General features: G+C 55.8%; 13 protein-coding genes. 5 read left to right on the forward strand and 8 right to left on the reverse strand.

Annotated elements, in window-relative coordinates; all coding sequences use genetic code 11:
• Window positions 1-15 precede the first annotated feature (15 nt).
• On the reverse strand, window positions 16-954 hold the full coding sequence (gene mdh, locus OTG14_RS20335; protein WP_023309387.1) for a malate dehydrogenase: 939 nt from the start codon (window positions 952-954) through the stop codon (window positions 16-18).
• Between the two features lie 397 nt (window positions 955-1,351).
• Between mdh and argR the strand changes: the two genes are divergently transcribed.
• The 3 genes from argR (at window position 1,352) to yhcN (OTG14_RS20350) (ending at window position 2,839) form a co-directional block, all read left to right on the forward strand.
• On the forward strand, window positions 1,352-1,822 hold the full coding sequence (gene argR / locus OTG14_RS20340) for a transcriptional regulator ArgR (protein ID WP_023309388.1): 471 nt from the start codon (window positions 1,352-1,354) through the stop codon (window positions 1,820-1,822).
• 375 nt (window positions 1,823-2,197) lie between these two features.
• Window positions 2,198-2,461, forward strand: a complete 264-nt coding sequence (yhcN, locus tag OTG14_RS20345) for a peroxide/acid stress response protein YhcN (RefSeq protein WP_024906333.1) — start codon at window positions 2,198-2,200, stop codon at window positions 2,459-2,461.
• Between the two features lie 111 nt (window positions 2,462-2,572).
• The gene (yhcN, locus tag OTG14_RS20350) at window positions 2,573-2,839 is read left to right on the forward strand and encodes a peroxide/acid stress response protein YhcN (RefSeq protein WP_024906332.1); all 267 of its coding nucleotides are present in this window, start codon (window positions 2,573-2,575) and stop codon (window positions 2,837-2,839) included.
• Window positions 2,840-2,902: 63 nt separating this feature from the next.
• Here yhcN (OTG14_RS20350) and OTG14_RS20355 read toward each other — a convergent pair whose 3' ends face one another.
• The 5 genes from OTG14_RS20355 to aaeX form a co-directional block, all read right to left on the reverse strand.
• Window positions 2,903-3,175 (reverse strand): barstar family protein, encoded by a 273-nt coding sequence (locus OTG14_RS20355; protein WP_008502839.1) that lies wholly within the window; start codon window positions 3,173-3,175, stop codon window positions 2,903-2,905.
• 45 nt (window positions 3,176-3,220) lie between these two features.
• Window positions 3,221-4,675, reverse strand: coding sequence for an NAD-dependent succinate-semialdehyde dehydrogenase (locus tag OTG14_RS20360; RefSeq protein ID WP_061716408.1), 1,455 nt, complete (start codon window positions 4,673-4,675; stop codon window positions 3,221-3,223).
• 89 nt (window positions 4,676-4,764) lie between these two features.
• Entirely contained in the window at window positions 4,765-6,732 is a 1,968-nt protein-coding gene (gene aaeB / locus OTG14_RS20365; protein ID WP_045329685.1) for a p-hydroxybenzoic acid efflux pump subunit AaeB, read from the reverse strand.
• Between the two features lie 5 nt (window positions 6,733-6,737).
• Window positions 6,738-7,670 (reverse strand): p-hydroxybenzoic acid efflux pump subunit AaeA, encoded by a 933-nt coding sequence (gene aaeA, locus OTG14_RS20370; RefSeq protein ID WP_023309394.1) that lies wholly within the window; start codon window positions 7,668-7,670, stop codon window positions 6,738-6,740.
• A gap of 7 nt (window positions 7,671-7,677) precedes the next feature.
• The gene (aaeX, locus tag OTG14_RS20375) at window positions 7,678-7,881 is read right to left on the reverse strand and encodes a p-hydroxybenzoic acid efflux pump operon protein AaeX (RefSeq protein ID WP_003860416.1); all 204 of its coding nucleotides are present in this window, start codon (window positions 7,879-7,881) and stop codon (window positions 7,678-7,680) included.
• Window positions 7,882-8,060: 179 nt separating this feature from the next.
• Between aaeX and aaeR the strand changes: the two genes are divergently transcribed.
• Window positions 8,061-8,987, forward strand: coding sequence for an HTH-type transcriptional activator AaeR (gene aaeR, locus OTG14_RS20380; protein WP_023309395.1), 927 nt, complete (start codon window positions 8,061-8,063; stop codon window positions 8,985-8,987).
• Between the two features lie 219 nt (window positions 8,988-9,206).
• On the forward strand, window positions 9,207-9,821 hold the full coding sequence (locus OTG14_RS20385) for a YagU family protein (RefSeq protein ID WP_267215678.1): 615 nt from the start codon (window positions 9,207-9,209) through the stop codon (window positions 9,819-9,821).
• Window positions 9,822-9,867: 46 nt separating this feature from the next.
• Here the strand turns inward: OTG14_RS20385 and tldD are convergent, their stop codons facing one another.
• Together tldD and yhdP are read right to left on the reverse strand one after the other, a co-directional pair.
• Window positions 9,868-11,313 (reverse strand): metalloprotease TldD, encoded by a 1,446-nt coding sequence (tldD, locus tag OTG14_RS20390; protein ID WP_024906327.1) that lies wholly within the window; start codon window positions 11,311-11,313, stop codon window positions 9,868-9,870.
• Between the two features lie 84 nt (window positions 11,314-11,397).
• Window positions 11,398-15,201: an AsmA2 domain-containing protein YhdP gene (gene yhdP / locus OTG14_RS20395; protein ID WP_248272487.1), complete on the reverse strand. Its 3,804-nt coding sequence runs from the start codon at window positions 15,199-15,201 to the stop codon at window positions 11,398-11,400.
• Window positions 15,202-15,232: the final 31 nt, after the last annotated feature.

The raw sequence follows: 15,232 nt of genomic DNA on the forward strand, positions 1-15,232 counted from the left end.
AGAAGACGGTTCGTTTTACTTGTTAACGAACTCTTCACCCAGGGTGATATCTTTCTTCAGCGTATCCAGCATACCTTCCATCGCGTGTTGTTCAAACGCGCTCAGCGTACCAATGGATTTACGCTCTTCGATACCGTTTTTACCCAGCAGCAGCGGTTGAGAGAAGAAGCGAGCGTGTTCGCCATCGCCTTCAACGTAAGCGCATTCAACAACGCCTTTCTCGCCCTGCAGAGCGCGAACCAGTGACAGGCCAAAACGCGCAGCTGCCTGGCCCATAGACAGGGTTGCAGAACCGCCACCCGCCTTCGCTTCCACCACTTCGGTGCCCGCGTTCTGGATGCGTTTAGTCAGGTCAGCCACTTCCTGCTCGGTGAAGCTCACGCCTGGGATCTGCGACAGCAGAGGCAGGATGGTGACGCCAGAGTGACCGCCAATGACCGGCACTTCCACTTCTGTTGGCTGTTTGCCTTTCAGCTCAGCAACAAAGGTGTTGGAACGGATGATATCCAGCGTGGTCACGCCGAACAGTTTGTTTTTGTCGTAAACACCGGCTTTCTTCAGCACTTCTGCCGCGATAGCCACGGTAGTGTTCACCGGGTTAGTGATGATACCGATGCATGCTTTCGGGCAGATTTCTGCAATCTGCTGCACCAGGTTTTTCACGATGCCCGCGTTGACGTTGAACAGGTCTGAACGATCCATGCCTGGCTTACGCGCCACGCCTGCAGAAATCAGCACCACGTCAGCACCCTGCAGTGCAGGACGTGCATCTTCACCGGAGAAGCCTTTGATTTTTACAGCGGTCGGGATGTGGCTCAGGTCAACCGCCACACCTGGGGTTACCGGAGCAATATCGTACAGGGAGAGTTCTGAGCCTGAAGGCAGTTGGGTTTTCAGTAGTAGGGCAAGCGCCTGGCCGATACCACCAGCAGCGCCGAGGACTGCGACTTTCATCCTAAACTCCTTATTATGGTTAACTTAAGTATCTGTAAATCCGTTGCGGCGACCATAATTCAGCAAGTAAATAATTACAATTTTCGTAGCTAAAGAATTTGAGGTCACGCGATTTTATCTCTCATCAGAAGGCTATCTGACGACAAATGGCAACGCATTAAGAGGTGGTTACAATACACCCTGCCCCGCCACCAAAACAACATCATTTTGATAACATTTAATTTACTTTTAAGCTTATTTGCGCGGCGTGACCCAGGCATGTTTTCTGATAACGAAATCTGATAAAATCACTCCCTTTCATAACATTATTTCAGCCTGGCGCTGGGTAGATAATTTGCATAAAAATTCATCCACATGCATAATAATGTTGTTTCTATCGTCATATTCCGGGTGACTTATGCGAAGCTCGTCTAAGCAAGAAGAATTAGTAAAGGCGTTTAAGGCGCTACTCAAAGAAGAGAAATTCAGTTCTCAGGGAGAAATTGTTCAGGCGCTGCAGGAACAAGGCTTCGATAACATCAATCAGTCGAAAGTCTCCCGCATGTTAACGAAATTTGGCGCGGTGCGTACCCGTAACGCCAAGATGGAGATGGTCTATTGCCTGCCGGCAGAACTTGGCGTGCCGACCACCTCCAGCCCGCTCAAAAATCTGGTTCTGGATATCGATCATAACGACGCCGTAGTGGTGATCCACACAAGCCCTGGCGCCGCACAGCTGATTGCCCGCATGCTGGACTCGCTGGGTAAAACGGAGGGGATCCTGGGGACTATCGCCGGCGATGACACCATCTTTACCACACCAGCCAGCGGTTTCTCCGTGAAAGATCTCCACGAAGCGATTCTGGTTCTGTTCGAACAGGAACTCTAATCCCCTCTCCCCGTAGCGTCGCTACGGGGATCGTTCTGCTTACGCTGCGTTTCCCCCTCTTTTCTACTGCCCTTCACTTTGACAAATAGTGCTTTTTACCACCCATTAACATTCATCTGGTGAATGCTAAATCAAAAAATCGCACAAAAAATCAAAAGCTACTATCCATATGATTTAATTAGATATAACCACCACAATCGAACAAAAAACACCCAATATTATGCAATTTGGTTATAAAAAATAGTCTGGTTAACACGTAATAACAATAGAAACCATTAGTCTGGTATTAATTTTTACCGTTATTAGTGTATACTTGATTTTGTGATGAGGGTCACGAAACAAGACCCCACTAAAAAATTCGACGAGGTAAGAATCATGAAAATCAAATCAACTGTAGCGGCGCTGAGCGTCCTGTCTGTCCTGTCATTCGGTGCTTTCGCTGCCGACTCTATCAATGCTGACCAGGCGCAATCCCGCCAGGCCATCGGTACGGTTTCTGTCGGCGCGGTCGGCACATCGCCAATGGACATGCGTGAGATGCTGAACAAAAAAGCGGAAGAACAGGGTGCGTCATCCTATCGCATCATCGAAGCGCGTTCTGGTGACCACTGGCACGCCACCGCTGAGCTGTACAAATAAGTTTTAGTAATAACTGAAAACGTAAATCTCCCCTCAACGGCACCAGGCATAAAAATAGCGGTTCAACCCTTCTCGCCGTTGAGTAAAAAACCCTATTCAGGAGTAAAGACTATGAAAACCAAATTGATCATCGCAACCCTCGGTCTGGCATCCGTTCTCTCTTTCGGCGCAAGTGCAGCCGTACAGCAGGTGAATGCCGACCAGGCACAAAATCTGCAGCCAATGGGCAGCGTATCCGTGACGTCAGTCACCGGTTCCCCGATGGATATTCGTCACGAACTTGCCGCCAAAGCTGAAAAAGCAGGCGCCAGCAGCTATCGCGTCACCGAACTGAATCAGGGTGACCACTGGCATGCAACGGCAGAGCTGTATAAATAAACCCTCGTCGTATCTCATCATACGACTTGCCCCTGGCCTCATGGTCAGGGGCTTTTTTTTGATTCAATGCCGCGCGTTAAAGCGCAGCTGCCCTTCAAGCTCTTCTTCCGCTTCATCGAAAAGTAATATCAGCGCGCCAAAACGTCTGCGAAGCTTATCGGGCAAATGGATGAACTCAATTTCCAGCGGTAGCGGCAGCAGGCTGCCGGTCACCACGTCCCACAGCGTATCCAGATTCGTCACGCTTTCCCGTTCAAGATCAAACACCCGGATAAATTCACGGTAGAAGTCTTCCTGACTGTCGATCTCGTCAAAATCAAACGTATAGGTTTTCATTGCCAGCCACCCAGTCCAGGCGAGCGGCAGATGCCGCCCTGTCTATTATAATCCCCCAATATGCAGGGTTTTAACTTCCAGATACTCTTCCAGCCCCAGCACGGAGCCCTCTCGTCCAAGACCTGACTCTTTTACGCCGCCAAAGGGCCCGAGTTCCGTGGAGACGGCACACTCGTTAATGCCAATCATCCCGCTCTCGATTGCCTGTGAAACGCGGAAGACCCGTGAGAGATTCTGGGTATAGAAGTAAGCCGCCAGCCCATAGGGCGTGTTGTTGGCGCGCTGGATAACTTCATCTTCCGAGGTGAAACGGAAGCACGCTGCCACCGGGCCAAACGTCTCTTCTTCTGCCAGCTTCATGCCTTCATGGCAGTCGCCCAGTACGGTTGGCATCCAGAAATTCCCACCAAGCGGATGGGGCTTACCCCCAGCCAATACGGTTGCGCCCCGGGCAACGGCATCGTCGACATGCTCACGCACCTTGTTGACCGCAGAAGGTTCAATCAGCGGCCCGACGACCACCCCTTCGTCAAGACCATTGCCCACCTTCAGCCCATTCACCGCATCGGCAAGTTTATTAACAAATTTGTCGTAGACGGTTTCCTGAATATAAAAACGGTTCACGCTGACGCAGACCTGCCCGGCATTGCGGAACTTGTTGGCGATCGCCCCCTTAACCGCTGCGTCGATATCCGCATCCTCAAAAACGATATAAGGAGCATTTCCCCCCAGCTCCATCGAGACTTTCTTCATGGTTTCTGCGGCGTTACGCACCAGCGTTTTGCCGACGGAGGTTGAACCCGTAAAGGAGATTTTACGCACGTCCCGGCTTGCCATAATCGCATCGCTGATTTCATGCGTATTCCCGGCCACGGCGTTGAGCACGCCGTCGGGTACGCCGGCCTGTTTTGCCAGGGTAAGCAGCGCAAAGGCACTGAGCGGTGTGTTATTGGCCGGTTTGATCACCCCGGTACATCCTGCTGCCAGCGCCGGGCCTAACTTGCGGGTGAGCATGGCCATTGGGAAGTTCCACGGCGTAATCGCCGCGACCACACCAATGGGTTCACGGGTCGCCAGAATGCGTGAGCCGGGTTTGATCGGCGGAATAATTTCACCGTTGGCGCGTTTGGCTTCTTCGGCAAACCACTGGATAAAGCTGGCGGCGTACTCGACTTCTCCCTCAGCCTCTTTCAGGGGTTTGCCCTGTTCGGTGGTCATTAACCGCCCGAGCCAGCTTTTATTCTCAATAATCAGTTCGTACCAGCGGTAGAGAATCGCCGAACGCTCTTTTGCGGTTTTGGCACGCCAGGCCGGGAAGGCTTTGGTGGCCGCTGCGATAGCGTCTTCGGTTTGTGCTTTACCCGCTTTGGCCACTTTCGCGATGACTTCCCCGGTCGCGGGGTTAAGTACATCGAACGTCGTGTCCAGCGTTTTCCAGATTCCGTTGACCAGATAACCGGTCTGAAAAAGGATGTGATCCTGAAGCGCCTGGGTCGTCATGTGTCCTCCCTTCCTGAAATGTAAGAACGTGCTGGAATAAGTATAGCCACAAAAAAACCGACGCTTTTGGCGTCGGTTTTTTACTTCAGTCAGTTATCCGTGAGGGCATTCTGGTAGCGATGCAGCATAAACACCAGCCGTCCTACCGGCTCGGTCACCTGAGGCGGTGCTTCCCAGTGCTTTAGCTTCTCCTGGTAGATATCGAGCTCTTCAAGCAGCTGCGTAAAGTAACGACGTCGTTTGTCATCGCTGCTGGCGGAAAGCACGTGATCGGCGGTACGACGCAGCTGGCGGTGCCAGGCCGACAGATCGTCGTTGATCGGCACGGGCGCGTTACGCAGACGCTGGTGCGCGATGATCATGGTTAACGCCAGGCGGAACTTCGCGATATCGCCCGGGAACTTGTTCAGCAGTAAAAACAGCTGCTGGTAGAGCGCGGGCAGGTGGTTCTCTTTACGGCGCGCGGTATTGGTTGTCATCGACGACACGGCAGCCGACACGAACTGGTTCAGCAGCACGCGGCCCGTTCTTGCCTGCGAGTTATCCCGAACCAGAAGTATCACCATCATGGCCAGGAAACAGCCCACCAGCTGACCTAACGCGCTGTCGAGGAACTGGCTGAAATGGAAGGTCATCGGGTTATCGAGCACGATGATGTTAATCGTACTTGCCAGCGCCCCCAGCGATCCCAGGCGCCGCTTTTGTACTTCAATGCCGATAAAGAACGCCATTACCGCCAGACTAATACAGAGCAGCAGCATGCTCTGCTGGGTAGACGGGATGATGACCAGAAAATAGAGCGCGCCTATCGGCAGGGCGGCAATGGTGCCGTAGAGGAAATCAATGGCGACCATTCGCGGGTTAGGCAGACGCATCGCCAGTGCGGTCACGACGGCAATCATCACCATCGCGCCGCTGCCGGACGTCCAGCCCGTCCACAGCCAGAACAGCGTGCCGAGCATACAGGCCAGCGTGGTACGCCAGAAGTTGACCATGGCGTGATGGCGCTCGGCGGATTCCGCCTTGATCACCACTTCGCCCTGCAGCACCTCTTCTTCCGCCGCGCTGATTTTGGTATTCCCGATCACGCCGCGCTTCAGCAGCAGGTAGCGCGTCGCGGCGCCGACCCAAGTGTAGATGGTTACCGGCGTGTCGCGCTCCCCTGTCCAGGCGATCACCCTGCGCATACGCTTCAGCTGCTTGTGCACATCCTGCACCGTTTCCACCGGCTCGGCGAACAGTTCGCGGAAGGTATCGGTGACCGCTTCCGGCCGGGTGTTCTGAATCAGATAGGTTTCACATGCCTGGGTAATCAGCGTCAGAGAGACGGTGTTGAGGGCCTTCAGGCGACGATTCGCGCGAGCCCAGCGCGAGGACTCCATATTGAGATTGCTGCGCATCCCCTCCAGCGCCTGCGTGCGGCGAACCAACCCGCTCCAGGCTTTATCCACCTCTTCGCTGTCGCCGTGCTTGATGCAGAGCTGCATCAGCTGGTACTGAGCGACAATCAGCGCGTCAAGCTCACGGTCAACTTCCTGCTTGATAGAGCGCGGGGAGAACAGCAGGTCAGCGACGATTGCACTGACAATACCAATGACAATCTCGCTGCATCGCTCCACCGCAAACTGCGGAGCCAGCAGCGGCTCGGACTGGATGGTGATGATAATAATCAGCGCGGTATAGCCCGCCAGCCCCCAGGCGTAGGAGTTCTCCACTTTCACCAGAGACGAGATCCAGGTGCAAAAGCCCGCCCAGATACAGCAGACCATCAGCATCAGCAGCGGCGTGCGGATCATCAGAATAATAATGGTGAGCGCCGCGAAACAGCCGATAAACGTCCCGATGATACGCAACATCCCGCGATAGCGGATCGCGCCTGAATAGGGTTCCCCACCCGCAGCAAAGGCCGGGCCCGCCGCGACAATCGCAGCCGTCAGCACCGCCCAGCGAGGGGTTTCAAGCTGGAAGTGAAAGCCAACAAACAGCGCCAGCACAATGGCACACGCCAGCTTCACGGCGAAGCGAATGTGTTGGCTGGCGATGGAAAAGATGCCCATAGCGATTAACCAAACTCGCGCAGACGGTGGGCGATTTTACGGAAGAACGAGTCCTGGCTGGCATCCCGATCTTTTTCACCGGTAATCACCACCGTCGCCGTGGTACCCGCAGGCCACAGATTTCCCTGCTGCTCGTCCAGGTGGATGCGCACCGGCACGCGCTGGGCCAGACGCACCCACTCGAGGTTGGAATCTACCGTCGCCATCCCTTTAGCATCGTTAGAGCTGCTGGAGTTAGTCACCCCTGCGGCGACGCTGTCGACGGTGCCTTTAAAGACGCGATTGCTGCCCAGCGGCGTGATCTCCGCGCGATACCCTGGACGTACACCCTCCAGCTTGGTCTCTTCCATATAGGCGAGCACGTAGAAGGAGTTCTGTTTAACCAGCGCCACGGCGGTTGAGCCGCGGGTAATGAATTCCCCGGCGTAGACGTTCAGGTTGGTCACCCAGCCATCAGACGGTGCGCGGATCACGGTGCGCTCCAGATCGAGCTTCGCCAGATCGCGCGTTGCCTGCGCTTTCGCCAGCTGGTGTAGCACGGTTTGCAGCACGTTGTTGGACTGGTCAATCTCTTCACGGGACATTGCCTGAACGCCAAGCTGGTTACGGCGGCCAGCTTCGCGACGTTTCTCCGCAGCCAGCGCCTGGTAATAGGCCACGTCCGCTTCCGCCTCTTCCAGTGCTTTCTGGTAACGAGGCTGGTCGATGGTGAACAGAACCTGATCTTTTTTCACCAGCTGGTTGTCGTGGACGTTGACCGCCGTGATAAGACCGGCCACGTCAGGGGCGATCGCCACCACATCGGCGCTGAAGCGTGCATCACGCGTCCACGGTGATTCGGTGTAATAGACCCAGGCGCGGAAAATAGCGATGAAGGCGAGGATAACCAGCGCCATGGTGATGGCAGTGCGGGAGATTTTTCTTGTTAGCGTTTTCACATCAACCTCAGACAAACATGCGCGATATCAGGTAGAACAGGCAGCAATACAGCGCGGTATTGAACAATGCAGGGTGCCAGACGAAATCGTAGATCCCGGTAGGGACCAGCACCTTGCGCACCAGCCAGAAGATCGCCAGTGATAAAAGAAGCTCGAAAAATATCGGTGGGAAGGACAAACCGAACACCACGATAACGGGAAACAGACTCATGTTGACCTTGATTAGAGAGAGTGCAGGCTTCAGAATTTTTTAGCGCACGCCATCGCAGGAGAGCAAGAAACGCCGGGCGAGAATGGCGCAGCCGTTATGTAATAAATAATATATTAACGTAACTGTTATGCTGTTATCTATAATATGTGATCTAAATCACTTTTAAGCCAGAGTGAACAATGGAACGTTTAAAACGCATGTCGGTCTTCGCAAAAGTGGTTGAACTGGGCTCGTTTACCGCCGCTGCCCGCCAGCTTCAGATGAGCGTCTCATCCATCAGCCAGACGGTGTCCAAACTGGAAGATGAGCTTCAGGTCAAGCTGCTCAACCGCAGCACCCGCAGCATTGGGCTGACGGAAGCGGGTAAAATTTACTATCAGGGCTGTCGCCGCATGCTGCTTGAAGTGCAGGATGTTCACGAACAGCTTTATGCCTTCAATAACACCCCCATCGGCACGCTGCGCATCGGGTGTTCTTCAACTATGGCACAAAATGTTCTCGCTGCCATGACGGCGGATATGCTGAAAGAGTACCCCGGGCTTACCGTCAATCTGGTGACGGGTATCCCGGCGCCGGATCTGATTGCCGACGGGCTGGACGTGGTGATCCGCGTCGGCGCGTTGCAGGATTCCAGCCTGTTCTCGCGTCGGCTGGGCAGCATGCCGATGGTGGTCTGTGCATCGAAAAGCTATCTGGCGCAGTACGGTGTGCCGGAGAAACCCGCCGACCTCACCAACCACTCGTGGCTGGAGTACAGCGTACGGCCCGACAATGAATTTGAGCTGATTGCCCCGGAGGGGATCTCCACCCGACTGCTGCCGGAGGGACGGTTTGTCACCAACGATCCGATGACCATTTCGCGCTGGCTGGTGGCCGGCGCCGGGATCGCCTACGTGCCGCTGATGTGGGTGATCAACGAGATCAACAGCGGCGTGCTGGAGATCCTCTTCCCACGCTACCAGTCCGATCCGCGCCCGGTGTACGCCCTGTATACCGAAAAAGACAAACTCCCGCTCAAGGTACAGGTGTGTATTAACTATCTGACCGAGTATTTTGTGGACGTGGCGGAGCTGTTTCAGGGGATGCGGGGAAGAAGGAAGGAATAATCGATTTATCCCTGAAAGTATATGAGCGATGAATATTTCCAGGATAAAACCCCTCTGCATTCTGGAATATTCCTTCGCCACTATCAGGAATAGCTAATTGACACTGCCGCCGCCCGCCCTTTACTTTATAAACAGTCTGCTGTTCAGACTGTTATTAATTTGTTGCTGATATGAATAATAAAATGTATTCCGCAGGATGACGTTAAACAAGGAAAAGAAATGAATCTATTTGAACAAACACCGCCTTCACGCAGGCGCTATGGGCTCGCCGCATTCGTCGGTTTAATTGCAGGGATTGTCTCCGCGTTTGTCAAATGGGGAGCCGAAGTACCGCTTCCGCCACGCAACCCCACCGATCTATTTACCGGCGCATGCGGGCCTGAGCAATTAATAAGAGCCGCAAGCCAGATTGACTGTTCACGTAATTTTTTAAACCCTCCCTATGTATTTTTACGTGACTGGCTGGGTGTTGTTGATCCTAACGCAGCGGTTTATACATTTGCCGGACATATATTTAACTGGGTCGGCGTGACGCATATTATTTTCTCAATCGTCTTCGCTGTCGGGTATTGTGTCGTTGCTGAAGTCTTCCCGAAAATTAAACTCTGGCAGGGTTTGCTGGCGGGTGCGTTAGCTCAGCTCTTTGTGCATATGATCTCCTTCCCGCTGATGGGGCTGACGCCACCGCTGTTTGAGCTGCCGTGGTATGAACACGTGTCAGAGATCGTGGGCCATCTGGTCTGGTTCTGGTCGATAGAAATCATTCGTCGTGATTTACGTAACCGCATCACGCACGAGCCGGATCCGGAGATACCGCTGGGTCACTTACGCTAAAAGAAAGGCGCTACTGATGTAGCGCCTTTTTTATGAAGGAGTCAGGTCAGGCTGTACCGCCCACCGTCAGGTTGTCCACTTTCAGCGTTGGCTGGCCCACGCCAACCGGCAGGCTCTGGCCCTCTTTACCGCAGACGCCCACGCCGTTATCCAGCTTCAGATCGTTACCAACCATCGAGATCTGCTGCATGGCTTCAATACCGGAGCCAATCAGCGTTGCACCTTTCACCGCTTTGGTCACTTTGCCCTTCTCGATCAGGTACGCTTCTGAAGTAGAGAAGACAAACTTACCGGAGGTGATGTCCACCTGGCCGCCGCCAAAGTTTGGCGCAAAGATACCGTAATCAACGGATTCGATAATCTCCTGCGGCGTGGATTTGCCCGGCAGCATGTAAGTGTTGGTCATGCGCGGCATCGGCAGATGCGCGTAAGATTCACGGCGTCCGTTGCCCGTCGGCGCAACCCCCATCAGGCGCGCGTTGAGTTTGTCCTGCATGTAGCCTTTCAGCACGCCGTTTTCGATCAGCACATTGTACTGGCCTGGCGTACCTTCATCGTCGATAGCCACCGAGCCACGGCGATCGCGCATGGTGCCGTCATCCACCACGGTGCACAGCTCCGAGGAGACAAGTTGCCCGATCTGTCCACTGAATACGGACGTCCCGCGACGGTTAAAGTCGCCTTCCAGGCCGTGGCCTACCGCCTCATGCAACAATACGCCCGGCCAGCCGGCACCCAGCACCACCGGGAATGAGCCCGCCGGCGCCGCGACGGCATTCAGATTCACCAGCGCCATGCGGACGGCTTCTTTTGCCCACGCGTCAGCGCGCGCTTCACCGTCAACGTCGCCCAGGAACCAGTCATAGCCGAAACGACCGCCGCCGCCGCTTGAGCCGCGCTCGCGTTTGCCGTCCTCATCGACCTGCACGCTGATGGAGAGACGCACCAGCGGGCGAACATCTGCCGCCAGGGTGCCGTCCGTTGCCGCCACCAGAATCAGTTCATACACACCGCTCAGGCTGGCTGAAACTTCCTGCACACGTTTGTCCGCCGCGCGGGCGACTTTGTCCACGCGACGCAGGATATCCAGCTTCTCTTCACGGCTCATGCTCTGCAGCGGATCGATGCTGGTATAGAGCGCAGAGTGCTGCACTTCTCCGAGGGTTTTCACGCGACCATCGCCGGTATCACGCACAATAGTACGCGCGGCCTGCGCGCTCTGCTCAAGTGCGGTGAGGCTAATCTGATCGGCATAGGCAAAACCGGTTTTCTCGCCGCTGACGGCACGGACGCCGACGCCCTGGTCGATGTTGTAGGAGCCATCTTTGATGATGCTGTCTTCTAAAACCCAGGATTCGTGATAGCTCGACTGGAAATAAAGGTCGCCGTAGTCGAGACGGCGTTCGGTCAGTTGACCAAGAATGGAGAACAGGTCCTGATGGCTCAGGCCGTTCGCTGCGAGCAAATGTTCACTTACCAGGTTCAGACTCATCGTATTGCTACTCGTTCGTTGCCGCCCGTGGCGGTATTAAGATCGTATTTATTGAGAGTGAGGCAATTACCTGCCCACGTCAAATCATTGCTGTGCATCTTTGCGCGGCTGGCGCAGCACCTCGTTAATCTGCGGTTTATCTACCGGACCGGTAATGCGGTAGCGCAGAATGGAGACCTTGCTCCAGAGTGGCCCCAGCACTTTACTGGCGGCAAACACCGCCGCACCAACAATCGGGTTCACCACGAAAGCTGCCGCCACACCCACGCTCGCGGAAATTTCCGGTGCCACGACGGCTTCCATATCCAGTTCGCGACGCACGAGGTTAACGGAGCCTTTCATGGCGATATCCGCTTCAAGGCCATCCACCAGCGTGTCGTCCGTGTGCAGAACGCCGTCCTTGATCCACGCCGTACTGCGGATGGAATCGTAGTAGAAACCTTCGTTGAAGGTATCACTGAAATCGAAGCGCAGCTTGCGCAGCAGCGCGTCAAAACTCAGCAGGCGCAGGATCTGTCCGGCACGCCCCGTGCTTACGTCGGCGATCTCACCTTTGCCGAAGTGGGTTTTCAGAATGCCGTTAAGCGAGGCCTCATCCGGCTTCCACGGGGCGTCGCGCCAGTGAAGATCGTAATCAACGTCAAATGACGAGCCGCGCAGCGGCGTGCTGATACCAAAGAAACTGGCTGCCGCATCCAGTTTGTTGCCTTTAATGTCGCCCTTCAGGGACGTCCGCTGCTCGCCCGGGTTATTCACCCATTCCCCTGCGGCCGTCATGCGGCCAAATCCGGTATCAACCAGACCGCCGGAGAGCGTAAGCGTGTTTCCCAGGATGGCAAAATCACCGTCGATGCGGCCATATTTCTGCCCCCACAGCCAGCACTCCGCACAGCGCAGCTGGAGATCGGGCCAGCCGCTAAAATCGACGCGGGAGGTATGACTCAGCGGCGACGTCTCTGCCGGGTTATCTTTCCCGCTCGCAGCGCTTGCCGGGTTGTAGTAGAGGTAGCGGATCGCCGCCTGCCACGGAGCGTGATTGCGCATGGTCAGCGTACCGTTGATCTCTCTGCCCTGGGCCTCCACCTTCGTGCCGTTAGCGCCAGGCTGCGAGACAATGCTCAGGTTGTTCCACTGCTGCCCGCCCAGCATCAGCGACGGCGTACGTACGGTAATGGTTTGCGGGAACTGGGCGGTTTCATCAACGTTTTGCCCAACGCCTTTCTGGAACAGCGCCAGCCACTCAGCACCGTCCATCGGCGGGAGGTTCAGCTCAATGCCCGTCTGCTCCGGCAGCGGCGGCGTGGAGCGGCTATCCGTTGTCCAAATGGCTTTATCGAGGGTGAGCTTGCGGTTAAGCAGCCAGCGGCTGTTGAAATGGTTTGTCCCACCCGCGCTGCCGGTCAGCGCGAAGCTGTTCAGGTTGCCATCGACGTTCAGCTTTACCGGCAGCGGCTGTCCGGCCTGTTTATCCAGCGGCGCAGGCAGCTGGCTCTGAAGGTTTTTCAGATCGCCCGTGATGTCGACCTTATACTGGGCACCCGCGTGATAAGGCAGGTCGATTGCCACTTTACCCTGCCAGGCAACCGCCCCCTCCACTGACGCCTCAATGGGCTTCGGCAGGACGTCCATACGTGATGGTTGCCAGTTACCGTCCAGATTGACGGCTACCTGATAGGCCTTTTCACCCTCGGTCGTCGTGAAGTCAATATTAACAGGCTGATTAAACCAGCTCGCCGTAAGCGGCTCGCTCTTCAGGTTACCGTTCTCAAAGCTGAACTGCCCGCTGAGATTTTTCAGCGTGCTCTCAAGGGGTTTGATGAACAGGCTGTTGTTCTTCAGACGGACGTCGCCTTTGGCGGTGGTCATCTTGCCGTCCAGCGGGATATCAAGATGTAAGCGAGCATTCACATCGCCATCAAGCTGCAACTGTTGAAGCGTCGCGGCCAGCGACTCTTTCAGCGGCGTCTCCTCAAAGTACGGTCCGACCGCCTTGCCGGGACCGTTGATGTCGGCATCAATCAGCAGCTTCTCTTTTGAGTAGTCCGGAATGTTGGCCGTCAGGTTACTGGCCGTCACGCCGCCCAGCGCCACGCTGTCGGACTTCATCCACAGGCCGTCATTGAGGAAATTAAGTTCGATATCCAGGTTTTTCAGCGCGGGCCAGCCCGGCTGGAACGCGAAGGTGGCGTTATGCAGCGGCACCAGCACCTGGAACTGGCCTTCATTATGTTTATACGGGAAAAGATGCGGATTTCCGCCGTAGACCAGCGTGGCATTGTCCGCCTGACCGCCCTGAATCGCCCCGCTGAGATAGTCTACCAGCGCTTTTCCCATCAGGTTTTCCGGGAAGTAGCGCCAGGCCTGAGAGCCGTCATCGGTGCTGATCCCGGCGAGAATACCCAGCCACGGCTCATCCCCTTCAGGCTGCAGATAGCGGAAATCGCCGCGCGCGTGCACCGCTTTGGCTTTCACATCGATATGGCGGCCATCAAGCTGGAAACCCTTGTCGTTACGGAGCCAGTTAAGCACCGCGCTGCCCTGTTTGATTTCCAGCGGCGCGCGGAAGACCGTCTCGTAAGGCATTTTGGCGTCGTGCATATCAACCGTCAGCCTGCCGTTTTCCACGCTGCCTTCCAGCTTGCCGCTAAAGTGCTCTGCCCCCGGCAGCAGCTTCCACTGCTTCCAGGCAAGATCTTTCCACGTTGCCTGGAAGCGGGTTTTTTCCGTCGCCTGGAGCGGGATATCCAGCGCCAGAGCGTCTATCTTCCCGCTCGGCTGCGTTGCCAGCCAGATCTCGCCGAGATCGGGAGAGAGCTTTGCCGCCATCGAGCGCAGCCCTTCAATGGCAGCCAAATCCAGGTTGCTGGCACGGATGCGCAGCTCGTCGCTGCGTTTACTGGCCGTGCCACCGACGTCCTGCTCCGGCATCCAGGCCAGCGTCAGCGCACCGCGCGGCCACGGCTTGCCGTCCATCGTGATGCGCGTATCGGGAATGGCAAACTGCCAGCCCTCTTTCTCCTGCGTTACGTGTGCGGTGAGGTTATCGACGGAAAGCTGATGCTGTTGTTTTTCGCCTTTCCAGCTCGCGCCCCCCTGCTTGAGCCAGATATCGCCGCTGGCAAATTCGCCTTTCGTCAGGGTCAGCCAGCCTTCAAGACTGAAGCGGGCTGTTTCCAGCTGCATATTTTGCTGGAGCCAGTCGCCCAGCCACGGCTTGACGTCCACATCGTCGGCCTGCAGCCAGACTTTGCCGTTATTTAACAGGCCGTCATCGTCGCGCAGATCCATGCGCACCTGCATCACGCCGTGCTGGCCGTTCAGGCTTGAGAGATTGACCTGCCCCTCGGCGCGGTGCCGATCCTTACCGTTGAGCCAGGTCAGCTGCGGGATCGCCAGCTCGGCGCGCTGGCCGGAAAGAGTAATAAAGCTCACTTCGCTGTCGCGCAGATCGAAATGATCGAACTGGCGGAGGAAAAGATCGCTGAAGCGGTTGGCTTCAAGCCCCTGACCGCTATCGCTACCGGACAGCGGCGTATTGGTCAGGAACTGGAGCTGATAAAAGGTGAGATCGCGAAACTGCCAGCGCAGATGCAGCAGGCTTTGCCAGACGTCCAGCGCCAGGGTCACGCGTTTGATTTTCAGGTAGCCGCCATCTTTCAGGCGGGCGTTGATATCCCGGACATCGAGCGTCGGGCCAAAATTTTGCCAGTTAGCGCTGACCTGACTGACGTTCACCGGCACGCCGGTGGTGGATTCGATTTTCGCCAGCAGCTGCGGACGCCAGCTGTCCAGATGCGGCAATACGAGGCGTAGCCCGCTCACGAGCAACGCGACAATCACGACCAGCGTTGCCCCTGTAAGCAATAAAATCCCCGGCAATCGCCTCACGCATCTCTCCTTGTCAGCATTCGTCACGCAG

Source organism: Enterobacter pseudoroggenkampii (assembly GCF_026420145.1).
Taxonomy (GTDB): domain Bacteria; phylum Pseudomonadota; class Gammaproteobacteria; order Enterobacterales; family Enterobacteriaceae; genus Enterobacter; species Enterobacter pseudoroggenkampii.